Source organism: Campylobacter gracilis, assembly GCF_001190745.1.
In the GTDB taxonomy this organism is placed as follows: domain Bacteria; phylum Campylobacterota; class Campylobacteria; order Campylobacterales; family Campylobacteraceae; genus Campylobacter_B; species Campylobacter_B gracilis.
Genome location: NZ_CP012196.1, coordinates 1,485,443 through 1,503,702, shown reverse-complemented (window position 1 = coordinate 1,503,702; position 18,260 = coordinate 1,485,443). Strand labels below are relative to the sequence as shown.

General features: G+C 47.0%; 14 protein-coding genes. 3 read left to right on the top strand and 11 right to left on the bottom strand.

Annotated features, from left to right (window positions below):
• Positions 1-53: 53 nt before the first annotated feature.
• From CGRAC_RS07435 to glmU, 11 genes are all read right to left on the bottom strand, one after another.
• Positions 54-956 carry an alpha/beta hydrolase gene (locus CGRAC_RS07435; protein ID WP_005873242.1) on the bottom strand — a complete coding sequence of 301 codons (903 nt, stop codon included), beginning with the start codon at positions 954-956 and terminating at the stop codon, positions 54-56.
• A complete protein-coding gene (locus CGRAC_RS11570; protein WP_005873241.1) occupies positions 950-3,073 on the bottom strand; it encodes a TonB-dependent receptor domain-containing protein in 2,124 nt (707 codons plus the stop codon). Before CGRAC_RS11570 ends, CGRAC_RS07435 begins: the two co-directional genes overlap by 7 nt.
• 672 nt (positions 3,074-3,745) lie before the next feature.
• The gene (locus CGRAC_RS07415; protein ID WP_005873239.1) at positions 3,746-5,827 is read right to left on the bottom strand and encodes a TRAP transporter permease; all 2,082 of its coding nucleotides are present in this window, start codon (positions 5,825-5,827) and stop codon (positions 3,746-3,748) included.
• Between the two features lie 8 nt (positions 5,828-5,835).
• Positions 5,836-6,777 (bottom strand): TAXI family TRAP transporter solute-binding subunit, encoded by a 942-nt coding sequence (locus CGRAC_RS07410; protein WP_005873238.1) that lies wholly within the window; start codon positions 6,775-6,777, stop codon positions 5,836-5,838.
• Between the two features lie 233 nt (positions 6,778-7,010).
• Positions 7,011-7,694: a tRNA pseudouridine(38-40) synthase TruA gene (gene truA / locus CGRAC_RS12855; protein WP_050346372.1), complete on the bottom strand. Its 684-nt coding sequence runs from the start codon at positions 7,692-7,694 to the stop codon at positions 7,011-7,013.
• A gap of 691 nt (positions 7,695-8,385) precedes the next feature.
• On the bottom strand, positions 8,386-9,417 hold the full coding sequence (locus tag CGRAC_RS07400; RefSeq protein ID WP_005873236.1) for an LptF/LptG family permease: 1,032 nt from the start codon (positions 9,415-9,417) through the stop codon (positions 8,386-8,388).
• Entirely contained in the window at positions 9,410-10,165 is a 756-nt protein-coding gene (locus CGRAC_RS07395) for a prepilin peptidase (protein WP_005873234.1), read from the bottom strand. Before CGRAC_RS07395 ends, CGRAC_RS07400 begins: the two co-directional genes overlap by 8 nt.
• Positions 10,166-10,230: 65 nt before the next feature.
• Positions 10,231-10,656, bottom strand: a complete 426-nt coding sequence (locus CGRAC_RS07390; protein ID WP_005873233.1) for a hypothetical protein — start codon at positions 10,654-10,656, stop codon at positions 10,231-10,233.
• A gap of 229 nt (positions 10,657-10,885) precedes the next feature.
• Positions 10,886-11,563, bottom strand: a complete 678-nt coding sequence (gene uppS, locus CGRAC_RS07385) for a polyprenyl diphosphate synthase (RefSeq protein ID WP_005873232.1) — start codon at positions 11,561-11,563, stop codon at positions 10,886-10,888.
• Positions 11,564-11,566: 3 nt separating this feature from the next.
• Complete coding sequence (gene coaBC, locus CGRAC_RS07380) at positions 11,567-12,748, bottom strand: bifunctional phosphopantothenoylcysteine decarboxylase/phosphopantothenate--cysteine ligase CoaBC (protein WP_005873231.1); 1,182 nt, start codon at positions 12,746-12,748, stop codon at positions 11,567-11,569.
• Positions 12,741-14,042 carry a bifunctional UDP-N-acetylglucosamine diphosphorylase/glucosamine-1-phosphate N-acetyltransferase GlmU gene (gene glmU, locus CGRAC_RS07375; RefSeq protein WP_005873230.1) on the bottom strand — a complete coding sequence of 434 codons (1,302 nt, stop codon included), beginning with the start codon at positions 14,040-14,042 and terminating at the stop codon, positions 12,741-12,743. The genes coaBC and glmU overlap by 8 nt, the downstream gene beginning before the upstream one ends.
• 151 nt (positions 14,043-14,193) lie before the next feature.
• On the opposite strand from glmU, the gene CGRAC_RS07370 reads away from it, so the two are divergent.
• The 3 genes from CGRAC_RS07370 to CGRAC_RS07360 all read left to right on the top strand — a co-directional run bounded on the left by CGRAC_RS07370 (position 14,194) and on the right by CGRAC_RS07360 (position 18,259).
• Positions 14,194-15,063: an EamA family transporter gene (locus CGRAC_RS07370; protein WP_005873228.1), complete on the top strand. Its 870-nt coding sequence runs from the start codon at positions 14,194-14,196 to the stop codon at positions 15,061-15,063.
• 64 nt (positions 15,064-15,127) lie between these two features.
• Positions 15,128-16,309 (top strand): efflux RND transporter periplasmic adaptor subunit, encoded by a 1,182-nt coding sequence (locus CGRAC_RS07365; protein WP_005873227.1) that lies wholly within the window; start codon positions 15,128-15,130, stop codon positions 16,307-16,309.
• A 21-nt stretch (positions 16,310-16,330) separates the two neighbouring features.
• Positions 16,331-18,259 carry a MacB family efflux pump subunit gene (locus CGRAC_RS07360; RefSeq protein WP_005873226.1) on the top strand — a complete coding sequence of 643 codons (1,929 nt, stop codon included), beginning with the start codon at positions 16,331-16,333 and terminating at the stop codon, positions 18,257-18,259.
• Position 18,260: the final 1 nt, after the last annotated feature.

Here is an 18,260-nt window from a genome sequence, read left to right as displayed (position 1 = left end):
GCAAATATAAACGAGCCGGGTTTAGATCAAGGTTTTACCGGCTAAATAGAAGATTATCTTTGCGTAAATAGCGCTAAATCTCGCAAAGCCAATGGGATTACTTCGCCGTGCGAAGCGCCTTCGTAGAGCTTAAATTCGCAAGAAAGCCCCTTTGTTTTTAAAATTTCAGCTAGATCGGCCGCTTTTAAAATTCCCGCTTTATCGGTTTTTCCTTTACGCATTTCACGCGAGCCAGCAACGAGCATTATGAATTTCGCTTTTAAATTTGATCTAAGTTTTCCCTCGTCTAGGGCATCTCTGATCAGCTGTGATTCGCCCCACCACAACGAAGGCGAGGCGATAAAAAACTCGTCGAAAATCCCATCGTCGCGCAGCAAAGCATAAATCCCGAATAGCCCGCCAAAAGAATGTCCGAAGTAAATTTTATCGCTTTTTGCCGTAGAGTATTTTTTCTCCACGAGCGGAAATAATTCATCTTTTACGAAATCGTAAAATTCTGCTGCGCCGCCGCCGTTTGCATACTCTTCGCCACTCGCCGCGGGCGTTAAATCTCTCGTGCGACGCTTAGTATCATACGCTAGCGGGCTGTCGTATCCGATGCCTACTATAAGAACGGTTTTATTTAATTTAGGCCCGGTTTCGGCATTTTCTTTCGCACTATTTAAACCTGCGTAAATTTGCGCATAAGAGTTTAAAAGCATAGCAACTTGCGCGTTCGCATCAACCATAAAAACTACCCTATCGTAACGAGCGATATTTTTTTGGCGAGCTATAAAAATTTTATATTTTTCGCCGCTCTTGCTTTTTAGAATAAAATCGCTCACGTTAAACATTTCGCGCGCAGCCTCGCTTATCCGCTCAATCTTTTGCGGCGGTTTTGCCCCCAGATCGCAAGCGAATAAGCACGCTAAAAAGAGCGCGTTAAATACCGCAAGAAAGCTCTTTAGGCTTACCATTTAGCGTTTACCTTGAACCAAAACCTCCTGCCCTCCTCGGGATACCAATAGTAATTGCCGTCGTCGGCGAGACCCTCGTCGTATCGGACGTTATCGAAGATATTGTAGGCGGTTAAATTTAGGCTCAGATTATCGTTTAAATCGTATTGTGCGCCCAAATCCGTAGTAAAAAGCTTTTTGTCGTTTTTGCTGACTCTATTGCCCGGACCGAATTGTACGCTTGTAAGCTCGCTTTCGTAATTAAGGCCAATAAAGGTAGAAAGCGGAGCGATCGGCCTATAGTTAAGCGTCGCATGTGCGGCATGCTTCGGAGTAGCGGTCAGGGATTTGCCATCTAGCCTACTAAGATTGGTTTGGCTAAATTTAACGGCGCCGTTTGGCGTATAGATCGTAGGATCCCCGGTTTCGATCTCGGAGTGGCTATAGGTGTAGTTCGCCTTGAAATTTAGCCTCTTAGTAATATCGTAATCGCCGCTCAGCTCAACGCCGTAAACCTCGGCTCCTTCTATATTAAAATACGTTCCCCAACCCGGACAATTAACGCTCGGCGCGCCGGCGCAGCCTCCGTAAGCGGGAATCCTATTGATATTGCTGCCATCGGTATCTAAAATTTTATCTTTGAAGTCGTTTTTAAATAGCGTGATATTGCCGCGCAGATCGTCTGCATTGTCGTAATAAAGCCCGATCTCGTAGGTCGTGCTTTTCTCGGGCTTTAAATCCTTGTTACCGAAATCTATAATCCTCCAGCCGCCCTGAATCGTGCCTACTTCCGGCGAAATTTGATTGACGTCGGGAGTTTTATAACCGGTTGCGACGCCGCCTTTGATCGTCCAGGTATCACCTATATTAAACGTCGCGTAGGCCCTAGGAGAAAAGTGGTTGCCGAAGTATTCGTTGTGCGTGAGTCTGCCGCCGAGCGTTAAAAATAGCGTATTTTCCAAAATTTCAATCTCATCCTCTAAAAATCCCGCATGCTCGCTCATAGAAAATCGCTGCGGAGAGCGTAAATTTTGCCTATTCGCGTTTGAAACGATGAAAGTGGTTTGCACATCCTGTTTGCTAAAATCGTAGCCGAAGGTAAGCGTATTTATACCAAGATAAGTCGTAAATTTGGAATTAAAATTTCTATTTTTTACGATTGCGGGCGAAAGGCTATCAAAAATGCTCGTACGGCGAGTCTTATCCCAAAAATAACTTATATCAGCACTTAAGCTTTCAAACTCGCCCAAATATCCGACGCCGTGATTTTCTCTTTTATATTTATAGTGATTTAATCCGCGCGCGTTGGGATAAACGGCGGTTTTACCAAGAGTCCTTGAATAATCGTGATTTTGCCTTCCGGTTTGAACGTAAAATTTATTATTTTCATCCGGCGTTAGCCAAAGCTTGGCGTTAGAATCCGATTTATCGCTCTTTTGATAGCCTCCCTTATAGCCGTCCTCATCGCGCAGCTTTTTATATCCCCACAGCTGAAGCGCCGCATACTGCCCGAAGGGAATATTGACGTAGGCTTCGCCCATCTTACCATCTCCGATACCCTCGTGATCTTGGATAGTCGTAGATATGGTGGCGCTTCCGCTAAATTTAGAAAAATTCTTTTTCGTAATGATATTTATCACGCCGCCTACCGCATCGCTTCCGTAAAGCGAGCTCATCGGCCCCCTAATCACTTCGATACGCTCGATCGCTCCTGCGGGCGGGATAAAATTCGAGTTCATATCGCCCGCTCCGCCTTTTGGGTTCGCCGCCGCGGAACTTACGCGTTTGCCGTCGATAAGAACAAGGGTTTGAGAGCTTTCCATTCCTCTGATGGATATCCCGCTTGCCGGGCCGTCGTCACCTGCAATAACGCTGACGCCCGGCATTTTATTCGCGATATCGTGCAGCGAAGTGAAGCTGCCGCTTGATATCTCTTTATTATCCAAGGTGGAAATGGTGGCGGGCGCCTGCCTAATATCTTGGCGAAAGCCGCTCGCGCTTACTACGATTTCGCCAAGATTCGTGCTATTTGCGTCACTGCTTAGGTGTGAGCCTTCGACGCCGCATAAAATCGAAACGCTCGCGCATATCGATAATGCAATAAATTTCGCCTTTTTAAAATACATATCTTTTTGCATTTTTGTTCCTCTATTTTGAAATTTAATCGCGGATTATAACTCAAAGCGGATAAAATTAATATTAATTATTAAAGTATTTTTATAGAATTAAATTTCACTAATAGTTACCCATTCCATCGATATTTTTATAAAAATTATTTTAAATAAAGTACAACATATAATCAAGAAATTGCTGTAAATAAGTAAAATTTTATAACGCCCGGTTTTAATTATCAAATCGTTTTGAAGAAATTTTGTACAGTTTTTGATTTTATCTGCTATAAGAATCATTTTCGCTTTTGCGGACGTGTATATTTTAAACTATCGAAGGCATTACAAGCGGCAACGCGAAAACGGCTTTGCTCTATTGATTTCGTGCATCCTGCGGCTTGCGATAATTATAGACTAGCATGGGATTAATATGCGACATTTTTTAACACAGTAGCTTCGTATGAATAAATTTATCTTACTAAGGGGCATAATTGCTTCGGCGCAATTTAAAATTTTGAGTAGTTTATATAGGCGGATTTAAATTTAAACTAGATTTATCAGCATGGCACAATCTGTCGAGGTTTTAAATTTAGAAGTAAAGAGTCAATCCAAATTTAAAATCCTGGCGCAAGAATGCAAAGTAAGAAGATAAATTTAATAAGACCCCGCAAATTTTAAAATTTAGCGAGATCAAATTTGGATTTACGCCGCAGGCGCGCTATTTTCGGCGTGCGTATCGCCAGAGTCTTTAGGTCTTAAAAGCCACTGTTTTGTAAAGATCAGCGCGTAGATCGCAGCGCCGATGCCATAACTTGCGTATTCGCTAGGGATAAATTCTATGAATTTCGTGCAGATATTAGGCACCAGCATTAGCGGCGTTACTAGCAGCAATAGTAGGCGCTCTAGTGGATTGCATTTTGTTACAAACCAGCCTTGTAGCGAGGAGCTGAAGGCAAACATGCCCACGATCGCCGTGGCAAAAATCAGCACGATTTGCAATGGATCGCTGATCCAAACGATGCTCTTTGAATCCATCGGATCGCCGATGCTTTGGATCAAAAGCAGCTTATTGTTGAAGAAAAACGCAAACGGAAGCACCGCGGTACGTAGATCATACACGAAGCCCTGAAGTCCCACGGTCACCGGATTTGCCTTTGCGATACCCGCCGCAGCATATGCGGCAATACCCACAGGCGGGGTATCATCGGCTAAAATTCCGAAATAAAATACGAAAAGATGCACTGCGATCGCAGGGATCAAAAAACCGTTTTTGCCCGCTAGTATCAAAATCACTGGCGCGATTAAGCTTGAAACGACGATATAATTCGCCGTCGTAGGAAGCCCCATGCCCAAAATCAGGCTCATTATCGCAGTCATCAGAAGTATCAGCACTATGCTGTTTCCTGCGACTGCTTCTACGAGCTCTGAAAGAACCTGTCCCAGCCCGGTAAGCGAGATCGAGCCGATGATGATGCCCGCTAGCGCGGTGGCAACGGCTACCGTGACCATATTTTTGGCAGCACCCACCATAGCCCAAAAGATATCGACAAAGCCGACGATAAAATCGGACTTGCCAACCTTTTCGCCAAATATCGTTTTCTTGGCGGGCTCTTGTACGATCATTATTAAAAATAGCACGCAGATCGAGTTAAACGCCGCAGATATCGCGCTTTCTTTCAGAATTAATAGAGTGAAAAGAAGCACCAAAATCGGGATTATGTAATGAATGCCGCTAAATATAATTTTTAGCTTTGAAACCTTGGCGTAATCGCGGCTGCCATGAAGCCCCAACTTGCAGCTTTCAAGATGCACGATAAAAAATAACCCCGCATAGCAGACGAAAGCGGGGATCACCGCCGCGATCATTACGTTGGTGTAGCTCATACCTAAAAACTCTGCGATGATAAACGCCGCAGCGCCCATAATAGGCGGCATGAGCTGTCCGTTTACGCCGGCGGCGACCTCGATAGCGCCCGCCTTAGTGGCGGTAAGCCCTGCCTTTTTCATTAGCGGGATCGTAAAAGTGCCCACTGTCACGACGTTTGCGGTCGAGCTGCCGCTTACCATTCCGGTTAGTCCGCTGGCAATTACGCTAGCCTTGGCGGGTCCTCCGCAGAAGCGACCTAAAATCGCAAACGCTACGTTTATAAAATACTGCCCCGCTCCGGCTCGCTCCAAAAGCGCGCCGAATAGCACGAACAGATAGATGAAGCTGGTGCTGACCCCTACCGGTACGCCGAATACGCCCTCTGTCGTTAAAAACATATGCCCTGCAAGCAGTTCAAAGCTTGCGCCGCGGTGCGCAATGATATCTGGCATATAGGGGCCGAAGTAACAATACAGAAGAAAGGTAAAAGCGATAATGCCAAGCGCTGGTCCCATCATACGACGACCTGCTTCAAAGAGTATGAAAATTCCGATAAAGGCTGCTACGATATCTCTGCTTAGATAATTTCCCGGGCGCTGCGCTAGCCCGTTAAATTCTATCGCAGGATACAAGATTGCGGCGACTCCGACGATTAATAAAATATAATCGTAAAACGGGATATAAAAATGCGCCTTAGAGCGCGGGCGAAACGGAAAAAGCGAAAAAATTATAAAAATGGCGAATGCTAAGTGGATCGAGCGCGCAATATTCGTATTTAGCGTAAAATACGCGATGTAAAGCTGAAAGACCGACCACGCGAAGCAGACCAGCGTCACGAGCCAGAAGAGCTTTTTAGAGGTAAATTCTCTACTTTTTACCTCTAAAACCTGCTCGTCGTTTTGAGTAGATTTCTCCATCAACTAGCCTATTTCAACAACCCGGCTTCTTTATACACCGCCTCTGCCGCAGGATGAAGCGGCGCGCTAAGTCCCTCTAAAAGAGATTCTTTGCTCACTAAATTTAGCGCAGGATGTAGCTTTTTATACTCGTCGAAATTATCAAGTATTGCCTTAACTACCGCTCTAACCGCCTCGTCGCTTTGGCTAGCGTCGGTTACGAGCACAGCCTTTACGCCGATAGTCTGCGTATCGTGATCTACGCCGTCATACATTTTTGCAGGGATCACGCCTTTGGCAAAATACGGATATTTTTCTAGAATTTTTTTGATATGCTCATCATCGATGCCGACTAAGTCGATAGGAAGCGAAGTCGCCGCATCGGTGATATTTGCGGTTGGATGTCCTACGACGTAGAAGTATCCATCGATTTTCTTATCTTTTAGCGCCATAGGGCATTCTTGCGCGGTTAAAACGCCGTGTTGGGCGAGCTTTTTGAGATCGAAGTCGTAGTTTTCAAAAACTATCGTGCTGGTTAGCTCGTTGCCGCTGCCTGGGTTTCCGATATTGATCTTTTTGCCCGCAGCGTCGCCGTAGGCTTTGATGCCGCTCTCTTTAGAGACGACGAAAGCCAAAAGCTCCGGATAGATCGAAATTACGGAGCGTAAATTTTTATCCGCCGCGCCTTGAAATTTGCCCGTACCGTTGTATTTATCATAGACGACATCGCTTTGAACGAAGCCGAAATTTAGCTCTTTTTTAAGCACGTTATTGACGTTATACGTCGAGCCGCCCGTCGATTGCACGGAGCATTTCATATTTTTATCCATATTTACCAAGCGGCAAATCGCGCCGCCTACCGGATAATAGGTGCCGGTCATACCGCCGGTGCCGATATTGATGAACTCCTTAGCGCCTGAAACGCTAGCTAGTAAGGCCAAACCGGCCAAAGCAACAGAAAATTTTTTCATCTTTGCTCCTTTTTGAGTTAAAAGTTTGAAAGTATTGCTAAATTTCTATAAAATTCTAATAAAAATAGATCGAATTCCGCGCAAATTTACGATTTTACACATTGCGGCGCAGGTGATTAATATCTAAAGTAGCTCGGCGATCTGCTCTGATATGCGGAATTTTACCGCGATAAAATTCTAAGCCTGAAATCCAAACGTCTGGAGATAAAATTTAACGCTATAAATTTAAAGCCTTAATAACTCACGCTGCTAAGATACAGCCCGTTCGGCGGAAAGGGGATTCTGCTAAGCGCTCGCGAGAAGCTGATCTTGCGCCCGCTTTGCACGGATTTTAGGGCGTTTGCGACCATAAGCCGCACCTGTGCTCGCAAAAATCCATTGGCTTTAAAATTTATCAAGGTTAAATTTCTAAAAGAGTAGGCGCGCGCGACGTAGAGTTTGCGCACGGGGCTTTTTATGTCGCTGCCGCTTTTCATAAACTCTCTAAAATCGTGCTCGCCGATGAAATTTGCAAGCGCAGCATTGAGCGCGGCAAGATCTACGCGCGGATAAAACACGCAAAAATCGCTAAGAAAGGGGCTGGGGCGTTCATGGTTTAAAACGTAGCGATAGGAGCGCGCCACGGCGTCGTAACGCGGATGAAAATCGCGCGGCACCGGGCTGATGTGTTGCACAAAAATATAGGGCGCGCAGTGGCGATTGATGAGCTCTTTTAGGCGCGGCAGCTCCCAATGCACGGTGCATTCGACGCAGCTTACCTGGCGCAGCGCATGTACCCCTTTATCGGTGCGCGAGCTGCTGATGAGCGGCGCAAAGATCCCCACTCGCCCCAAAGCCGTGCGCAGCACGTCCTCGACGCCGCGCCCGTGAGGCTGAGACTGCGAGCCGCTAAATTTCGAGCCGTCGTAGGAATAGATGAGCTTGAGCTTTACGCGCTCGGAGTTCGCGCTCGTGGCATATGCGCACGCATCTGCGGGGGTATTTGGCGTGGCACTTATTTTGCTGATGTGCGCAAGCTCGCTCGCTGCGAAGTCGTTTGTGGACGCGCTTTTGATAATATTTTTGAGTTCGGACGCGTTTGCTGGCGTGTTTGCGGGGGCGTCCGCTTTGTGGGCGGCGTTTGCTTTGCGGGAGTTTTCGGTGCGGGCGGACGCGGGACAGGTAGTGTAAAATTTGGCGACGGGCGACATATAGATTTTTAAAGCGTCGCCGCTTGCCACATTAGCTCTCGCAGCGTTTGCCGCGCAAATATCCGAAGCGGCTGCGTCCGTATAATTTTTGCAAGTGGAATTTAAATCCGCCCCCCGCGCGGTCTTTTTAGTGCGAACGGCGCTAGAGCTTTGTTTGGCGCTTTCGTGATTCAAACCGCAATCGAGCGCAGTATAGGTAGCCGTATCACTTGCCGAGCTTGCGAGAGCGGAATTTTTAAAATTTGAAAGCTCATCTTTTGAAACAAAGACTTGCTCGCCGTTTTGCGCTTCGTGTTCTAAATTTATGCCACTCAAAATTTCAGAGGCGCTAGCCTTGCTCGCCGAAATTTTATCCGCTAAATTTCGAGCGGACGAGCTTTTGTTTAAAATTTTGCCGCCGCAGAGCTCGGAGCTTTTTTCAGTACCTCGGGGCAATTTTGATCCTGTAGTAAAGCAGCGATGCGATAAGCGTAACGCCAAATGTCACTGGAAGCGCGATGCTCGGATGTTTGGAGAGCAGCATGATCAGCGCGAAGTAGCTAAAAAGCACGCCGAAGATCCCCGCGTAAACAAAGCCCTTTTCGTAGCGATAGGTTACGATGCCGAGGCTTAGCGCAAACAGAAAGCTCGCCAGCGGAAAGAGCGAGACGAGGGTGTAGATGCTAAATTCTTTCCTGCGCTTTTCGCTGCCGCCCATCTCGCTCCAGTATCCGATCACGCCGCCTCCGCCGCGGATATTGCGGTCGCTTTGCGTGCGCAGAGTTAGGCTTTCAAACTCGCTTACGTGCCACTGATCGCCGCCCATCGTGTAAATTTTGCCGTCGTGCAGCATCGCGGAAAAGCTCGCGTTTTCGTTTTTAAACTCGCCGCTGCGCGCTACGATCATCCGCTCGTGATCCTGCGAGCCACCTGGATTATACAGCACCAGATCCTTATACAGGGTGCTTGTGCCGTTGTTTTCCTGCGAATCGATAAAAACGAGCCAGTCGGAGAATTTCTGCCCGAATTCGTTGGATTTGATATTTAGCGTCGCGCTAATCTTTTTGTAATCGATGAAATTGTCCTTTAAATTTTCAGCTATCGGCATCATAAAAAGCGAGACAAAAAGTAGCGCCAATGAGCACAGCGCGGCGCTTATGCCAAAAAACAGCACGATCTTGCGCGTGGCGTAGCCGATGGTGAAGATGACGATGGTTTCGTTCTCTTTAGATAGCCTAAAAAGCGAGATGCTAAGCGCTACAAAAAACGCGATCGGCACCGTAAATATGAGGATGCGCGGCAGCATGAAAAGATAGAGCTTGACTAGTTCTGAAAAATTTATCTCGATAAACGACGTAATGCGCGCGATCTGAAGGAAAAAGACGATCGACATTATGATAAAAAGCGTGCTGAAAAGCGACGCGAAGGAACCGACGAAGTTGCTAAATAAATAGCGCTGCACCCTATCCATAAATGACGTCCAAGAGCCTTAAAATTTGATCTCTAAAAATAAAAGTAAGAAGTAGCCCCATCGATAAAAACGGCACGAAAGGCAGCTCGTAGCCCTTTCTATGCGCGATAAGATACGCAGGCAGCGTCAAAATCGCGCCGATGTAGATCGAGATGCCGCCCAGCTTCCAGCCCAAAATCGCCCCCATAACGCCCGCGATAAAAATATCCGCGCTTCCCATCGCTTCGCGCTTTAGCACGAAGGTGACGATGAAGCGCAGCACGAAAAATATCGCCGCGTATCCTGCCGCCGCGCCCACGCCGCTAAGATCAAAATCATACATCAGCGTATAAGCAAGCGAAAGCGCCGTAACTACATAAAGAAGGCTCTCAGGTACGGCTTTATATTCAAAATCGATCGCCGAAAGCGCCATAAGCAAGATAAAGCAAAGCCCGAGCACTGCGGCTTTTGCAAGATCGGGCTCGCCGAAATACGCCGCAAGCGCAAGCGCGCCGCCTAAAAGCTCAACTATCGGGTAGCGGATCGAAATTTTGGTTTTGCAAAAGGCACATTTGCCGCCCAAAAAGAGCCACGAAAGCAGCGGGATGTTGTGGTAAAATTTCAGAGCGTGAGAGCATTTGGGGCAGTGCGAAGCGGGGAAATTTACGCTCTGTCCGCGCGGCAAGCGGTAGATCAGGACGTTGCAAAACGAGCCTACGCAGGTGCCGAATACCGCAAAAATCACGCCGTAAACGATATTTAAATCCATCTTTTTCCTTTGAAGCTTTAACTTTTTAAAATTTAATCAAACGCTCTATGGTAGCGAGAAATTTCTTAGTTTTCATTGATTTTTTGCCTCTCATAAGGGAAAAATTTTACGAAAATCGCCGCCGCGCCTACGCAAAATAAAATGGCTATGAGCCCGGCGATTAGCGGCTCGTTTAATATTTGTGAAAGGTAATTAAATATCAAAAATCCACAAGCCAATATCGCTACATCTAAAATATCAACGTTTAAAGTATCTAAAAACAACCAAGCCACGACATACATAAATATCGCAGAAGCCAAAGATGTTAAAATTTCTGTGTCTTTAGGTACGATAATAAACACTAATGTGATCAATAAAAATAAGCAAGCGTTTACGGTATAGATAAATTTATTTGATTTTTTATACACGCTGCCGCATCTTGGGCATTTCAGAGTTTTCATGGGCTTTTTGGTAAGCTTTTTGCCGCAATCGCATTGTATGTAATAGCTCATAAGTCCTTCTCTATCGGTTTTTATGCGAACGGATGCTGAGATTTTTAAAGCCGTTCACGTTTAAATTTTACCGCGTCGCAAACACGGCTCGCGCGCTGAATATTTAAATTTAAACTACGTGAAATTTTGAAATTCTAAAAAATTTTAAAATTTATCGCGTCGCAGGCGGTTCTGCAAACTAAAATTTTAAAATTTAAAGCAGCCGTCAGAGCGACCGCGCCGCCAAATTTTAAAGACCGCCGAAGCGGCGCTGTTTGCGGCGGAAATCACTCACTATGCGCGCAAGCTCCTCGCGCGTGAAATCAGGCCACAGCGTCGGCGTAAATGCAAGCTCGGCGTAGCTTGCCTGCCAGAGCAAGAAATTCGACAGCCGCTGCTCGCCACCCGTACGCACCAGCAGATCCACGTCGCCGCTGTGCGCTGTATCCAGATGCGCGCCGATGCCCGCTTCGCTTAGTCGCTCGCCGCTTGCAAGCAGCCGCTCGCACGCTCGCACGATCTCGTCGCGCGAGCCGTAGTTGATCGCTAAGTTAAAATTTAGCGCTCGTCCGTTTTGAGTTAAATTTGAAAGATATTCGATCTCGCTTCGCAGATCGCCGCTAAAAGCCGATATGTCGCCGATCGGATGGAATTTTATCCCGTTTTGGATAAATTTTTCGCGGCGTGAAATTAGGAATTTTTGCAGCAACTTCATCAAAAATTCCACTTCGCTTTTCGGGCGCTTCCAATTTTCGGTGCTAAAGGCGTAGAGCGTGAGGTTTGCGATGCCTTCGTCGATGCAAAACTCGCAGATCTGCTCCACGACCTCCGCGCCCGCTTCGTGCCCGCCGGTGCGCAGCAGACCGCGCTTTTTCGCCCAGCGCCCGTTGCCGTCCATCACAAGGGCTAGATGATTTAGGCTATTCACGGATCAGATTTTTTTCAGCTGAGCCGCGATTTTTAGGGCGACTTCGTCCTTCGGCGCGGTGTCGATTACGACCTGAGCCTCTTTGGTGATGAAGGTGACCTTAAGTACGTCGCCGCCGAGCTTGATGATGTCGTCCAGCACGTTTAAGCAGACGGCGTCGAGATGCTTTTCATTAAGCATGCGTTTGGCCTCGCCGACGGCGTTTTCGCGGTCGGTTTCGAGTTTAAAGCCCACTTTTTTAATATTTCCGCGCACGGAGCTTAAAAGATCCTCGTTTTCGCCCAAGCGCAAATTCCAAATTTCGCCGATCTCCGCTTTTTTCACCTTATCTTTGTATCGAACCTTCGGCGAGTAATCGCTTACCGCAGCGGCCATTATCAAATATGCGCCGTCGGGGAATTTTGTGCTGTCAAGCGCCGATTTTAGCCCGATGGTGCTTTCAAATTTAACGAGCTTGTACGGTAAATTTTCATACTCGTTGCTAGAGATCAGCGTCACGTCCGCGCCCAGATAAAACAGCGCGTCGGCAATCGCTTTGGAGGTTTTGCCGCTAGAAAAATTCGTAATACCGCGCACGCTGTCGATCTTTTCGATCGTCGCGCCTCCGGTGATGATGACGGTTTTATCCTCCCAAAATTTATCGTTATAAAGCGCGCGCTTTAGCGTCTGCATGATCGCCTCGGTGCTCGCTAGCCCGCCCTTGCCGGTATCGCCGCAAGCTAGGGTTTTTTCTATCGGATCGACGAAATACGCATTGACGCTCGCTTTTAGCATATCGATGCAGTTTTTTGTGATATTGTTTTCAAGTAACGCGGGGTTTGCAGCCGGCGCGATAACCACCTTAGCGTGGGCAAAAGCCGCGTTTAGCACCTCTAAAAATACGTTGTCGCAGACGCCCCAAGCGAGCTTGTTTATCGTATTTGCTGTCGCAGGCGCTATCAAAACTAAATCCACCTTGGAATAAGCGATGTGGTTGATGCCAGCCTGCCAGTTTTCGTTGGCTTTGCAAAGCACGGGGTGATCGCACAGCGCCTCGAATGCTTTGTAGCTGACAAACTCCTGCACGCCGTCGCTAAGCGCGACATAGACGTCGAAATTCGACTTTTTCAGAGCGGATAAAATTTCAAACGCTTTGTAAAAACTGATACTCCCGCAAACCGCCAGTAAAACCTTTTTCTTACTCATCTTCGCTCCTAAAAAATTTATGGAAAAACCCATCTTTGTTGATTTGTTTGCTTCGGCTGATCGCTAGAGCTCCGCTCGGAACGTCGCTCGTAACCGTCGTGCCCGCGGCGATTATAACGTCGTCGGCTACCTGCACGGGCGCTACTAGCTGCGTGTCCGAGCCGATGAAGACGTTTTTGCCGATTATCGTTTTGTATTTTTTCTTGCCGTCGTAGTTGCACGTAATCGTGCCGCAGCCGATATTGCTGCCCTCATCGATCTCGCAATCTCCGAGATAACTTAAATGCCCCGCCTTGATCTTGTTTACTTTCGCGTTTTTAAGCTCGACGAAATTTCCGATATGAGTGCCTATAACTTCGCATTTTGGGCGCAGATGTGCCATCGGGCCGATGTCGGAGTTTTTTACGACGCTATCTTCGATGACGCAGCCGCTTTTGATGAGCGAGCTTTCGATCACGCAAGGACCGACGATACTTACGTTTTCTTGCAGCTCGCATTCGCCGATAAATTTCGCCCTGCTGTCGATGTAGATGCTTTGCGGTAGGCGCATCAAAACGCCTTGCTTCATCAAATTTTCTTTGATCTCGTTTTGCATTAAATTTTCGGCGATGCTGAGGGCGAACTTATCGTTTATGCCCATGAAGCTTTGCTCGTCCACCCACACGGCGGCGCATTTTAAGCCCATATCTTTGGCGATTTTGATCGCGTCTGTGAGGTAGTATTCTTTTTGCGCGTTATCGGGTTTGATCTGCGGGAGAATTTGTTTCAATGCCTCGCTTTTGAAGCAGTAGCAGCCGGCGTTTGCGTCTTTTACCGCCTTTTCTTCCTCGCTTGCGTCCTTTTGCTCGACGATCTTTAAAATTTCGCCGCCGCGGGTAATTACGCGGCCGTATCCGAACGGATCGCGCGCGCTAAAAACGCTTAGATTTACTTCCGCGTCTCCCTCGCAGAGTTTGCGAAGCTCAGCGCTTTTTACCAAAGGCATATCGCCGCAGATTATGAGCGTTTTGCCTCCGCGGATTTCGACCTCTTTTAGTCCGCCCGCAGTGCCGGGGAAATGCTCGTGGTCTTGTTTGTAGATTTTAGCGTTTGGAAAGTGCGCTAGAACCGCGCTTTTAACCTCGTCGAATTGATAGTGTAAAATCACGCTCACATCGTTTGAAATTTCGTAAGCTTTCTTTAGGATGTGGATTATCATCGGCTCGCCGCAAAGCTCGAAAAGAACTTTAGCTTTTTGCGACTTCATCCGAGTGCCGAGTCCTGCGGCAAGAACTATAACCGAAACGTCGTTCATTTTTACCCTTAAATTTCAAAAATCGGATAATTTTAACACATTTAAAATAAATAAAAACCTAAATTTATGCCGCGCGGACGAAATTTAAATCCCAAATTTAACTAAAATTTTATAAAATGTCCGCCTAAATTTTAAAGCTTAGGCGGACGTTTTGAAAAAACTGATTTTGGTTACTTGTATTTGGGCGTTTAGCTTCTCGCTGATAGGCGAGTTTTTGCGCGGCATAGACAGCGCGTATTTGGCGTTTTCGCGCGTATCATTGGCGCTAATCTGCTTCCTGCCGTTTATGAAATTTCGTGGCATAAATCCCGCTCTGGCGCTTAAAATTTGCGCCGTGGGCGCCGTGCAGATCGGCGTGATGTATATCTTCTACTATCGCAGCTTTGCGTATTTGAAGGTCTATGAAGTCGCGCTTTTTACGATATTTACTCCGTTTTACGTGACGTTGCTTTACGACGCGCTTAAGCTTAGATTTCGCGCGTTATACCTTTTCAGCGTCGCTGTCGCGGTGCTAGGTGCCTTGGTGATCAAATTTGGCGCGATAAATTCTGAGTTTTTGACGGGCTTTTTGCTCGTGCAAGGCGCAAATTTATGCTTCGGGCTCGGACAGAGCGCGTATAAATTTATGCTGGAGCGCCACGGCTTTAGCGAGCAGAAGGAGCTTTTCGGCTACTTTTTTGTGGGGGCCGCCGCAGTTACGGCGATTGCCGCGATCGTGCTCGGGGATTTTTCTAAATTTAATCCTAGCTTCTCGCAAGGCGCGGTGATCATGTATCTAGGAACTGTCGCAAGCGCTTTAGGGTATTTTTTGTGGAACAAAGGCGCATGCGAAGTCGATAGCGGCGTGCTTGCGATTATGAATAACGCGCTCATTCCCGCGGCGATCGTCGTAAATTTGGTATTTTGGCAAAAGGATGCCGATCTGGCGCGCCTACTTGCGGGCTCGGCGTTGATTTATGTTTCGCTAATTTTACATAAAAAGATCATGAAATTTTACGCCGTGCGCGAGCAAAGAATTTAGTATTTAACTAAAATTTTATATTTTTACATTAGAATTAGCCCTTATTTGATTTGAAGTTGGCAAAATGAAAAAAACCTTGAAATTTATCGTCTCTATCGTACTTATCTTTATTGCGATATATTTTTTATACGGTAAATTTTTTAAGCAAGAAGAGGCACCGAAAGCCCTCACCACAAGGCTTGAAAAGGGCGATATTAGAGGCACGGTGACGGCTGCGGGAGAGGTTTACGCTAGGGATTTGGTCGATGTGGGCGCGCAGGTAAGCGGTCAGATCAAAAAGCTCTACGTCAAAGTGGGCGATAAGGTTCAAAAGGGCGATATGATCGCACAGATCGATTCCGTTACGCAAGAAAACGAGATCGCGCAGCAAAAGGCGCAGCTTCTGATCCACGAGGCAAATTTGGCTTCCGCAAAGATCGCCGCGGCAAACGCTAAAACGCAGTATAACCGCGAGCTTGAGCTGTATAAAAGAAACGCCGCTTCCAAAGAGGCTGTGGAAAACGCTAAAAATAGCGCCGCTTTAAAGGAAGCTGAGCAGAAACAAATCGAGGCGCAGATCGAGCAGACCAAACTTCAGCTAAGCACGGCGGAGACAAATTTCGGCTATACCAAGATCACGGCTCCGATAAGCGGCACGATCGTTTCCATGCCGGTAGAGGAGGGCAAAACGGTAAATTCCAACCAAACTACGCCTACGATCGTAAAGATCGCCGATCTGAGCAAGATGGAGATCAAGATGCAAATAGCCGAGGGCGATATATCCAAAGTAAAGGTCGGAATGGACGTAGAATACTCCATACTATCGGATCTGGATAATATCAAAAAGGCTAAAATTTACAAGATCGATCCCGGTCTTACCACGCTTAGCGACGGGACTTACGATAAAACTTCCAGTGGCTCTTCATCCTCCAGTAGCAGCGACAGCGCGATCTATTTTTACGCAAAGATGCTCGTGGATAACGAAAACGATTTTTTAAAGATCGGAATGACGACCGAAAACAACATAATCGTAAGCGAAGCGAACAATACGAGCTACCTGCCTACTTCGGTTATCAAGCGCGACGCGAAAGGCGATTACGTCACGGTGCTTAACGGCAAAGAGCCTGAGCAGCGATACGTAAAAACGGGCGTCAGCGACGATTTGAATACTGAAATTTTAAGCGGTTTGGATGAAAAAGATGAGGTGCTTATCGCCGACGGAAAAGCCGCGCCGTTAAATATGGACGGGCCTCCGATGGTGTTTTAGTTAAAATTTTATGGTACAAAGATGCTAGAGCTTAAAGATATAAACAAAAAATTCATTCTCGGCGATAACGAAATCCACGTGCTAAAGGACGTAAGTTTAAATATCGAAGCGGGCGAGTTTATATCGATAATCGGGCAATCCGGAAGCGGAAAATCCACGCTGATGAATATAATCGGCTGCATCGATACGCCAAGCAGCGGAAGCTATAAGATCGAAGGTCGCGAGACCGCGAATTTAATCGGAGACGAGCTTGCGGCGCTTAGAAGTAAAAAATTCGGCTTTGTCTTTCAAAAATATAATCTCATCGCTACGATGGACGCGATCGCAAACGTCTCGCTACCTGCGGTGTATGCGGGCGTAGGGGCGAGCGAACGGACGAAAAGAGCTGTGGAGCTTTTGAATAAGCTGGAGCTTGGCGATCGCACTAAAAATTTACCGAGCAAACTTAGCGGCGGGCAGCAGCAGCGCGTAAGCATCGCCCGCGCTCTGATAAACGGCGGCGAAGTGATTTTGGCAGACGAGCCTACCGGCGCGCTTGATAGCAAAAGCGGCGAGACGGTGATGCAAATTTTAACGGCGCTGCATAAAGAGGGACATACCATCATTATCGTTACGCATGATGCGCATATTGCGGAATTTGCGGATCGTATCATCGAGATCAAAGACGGCAAAATTTTAAGCGATAAAAGAAAGGCGGAACGGGTTTTTGAGCGCAAAAAAGAGCAGATCAAAACTAAAAATTCCTTTATATTTTGCAAAGATCAGCTCATAGAAAGCTTTAAAATGTCGATTAGCGCGATATTTTCGCATAAACTAAGATCGATTTTGACGATGCTAGGTATCATCATCGGCATCGCGTCTGTTATCTGCGTCGTTGCCCTAGGTAACGGCTCGCAAGAAAGAATCATATCTCAGATCCGCGCTATCGGCACCAATACGATAAATATCTATCCCGGCAAAAATTTCGGCGACGTGCGTGCGGGCTTTGTAAGCACCCTTACTATAAGCGATTCGAAGGTTTTGGCGCGCCAGCCCTACGTCGATTACGCCACGCCTAATTCTTACGCAAGCGGTACGATAACCTATGCAAATTTAAGTTCCAAAGCCCAACTGCGCGGCGGTGGCGTAAATTCTTTGGCCGTTAACGGCATAGATATAGAGGAGGGCAGAAATTTTAGCGACGACGATATTAAAAATTCCGCTTCCGTCGTCATCATCGATCCCAATACCAAAAAAACCTTTTTCAAAAACACAGATCCTATCGGTAAGACGATTCTATTCCTAGGTAGGCCGCTTAAAATCATAGGCGTTTCGGGCAAGGATAAAAACGCTTTCGGAAGCAGCGAAAATTTAAGAATTTACGCGCCGTATTCGACCGTGATGAATAAAATCAGCGGCGACCGAAAGATCGGCTCGATCACCATCAAAATAAAAGATGACGTCGATACACACGTAGCCGAGGAGAGCCTAACTCAGTTGCTTATCCAAAGGCACGGCTCGCGAGATTTTCACACTATGAATGCAGACACGATCAAACAAACCATCGAAAGTACCGTGGGCACGATGACGATTTTGATCTCATCGATCGCGGTGATTTCGCTCGTCGTCGGCGGCATCGGCGTGATGAATATCATGCTCGTAAGCGTTACCGAGCGCACGCGCGAAATCGGCATCAGAATGGCAATCGGCGCGAAGCAATCCAATATCTTGCAGCAGTTTTTGATAGAGGCGATCTTGCTTTGCTCGCTCGGCGGAGCTTTAGGAATTTTAATCGCTTTGGCGCTTGGATTTGCGTTTAATACCATAAGCCCGGATTTTGCGATGAAATTTACTACCGCGCCTTTCGTGATCGCCTTTGCGGCGTCGTCCGCGATCGGTATAGTTTTCGGCTATCTGCCGGCAAGAAACGCCAGCAGATTAAATCCGATAGATGCTTTAGCACAAGAATAAA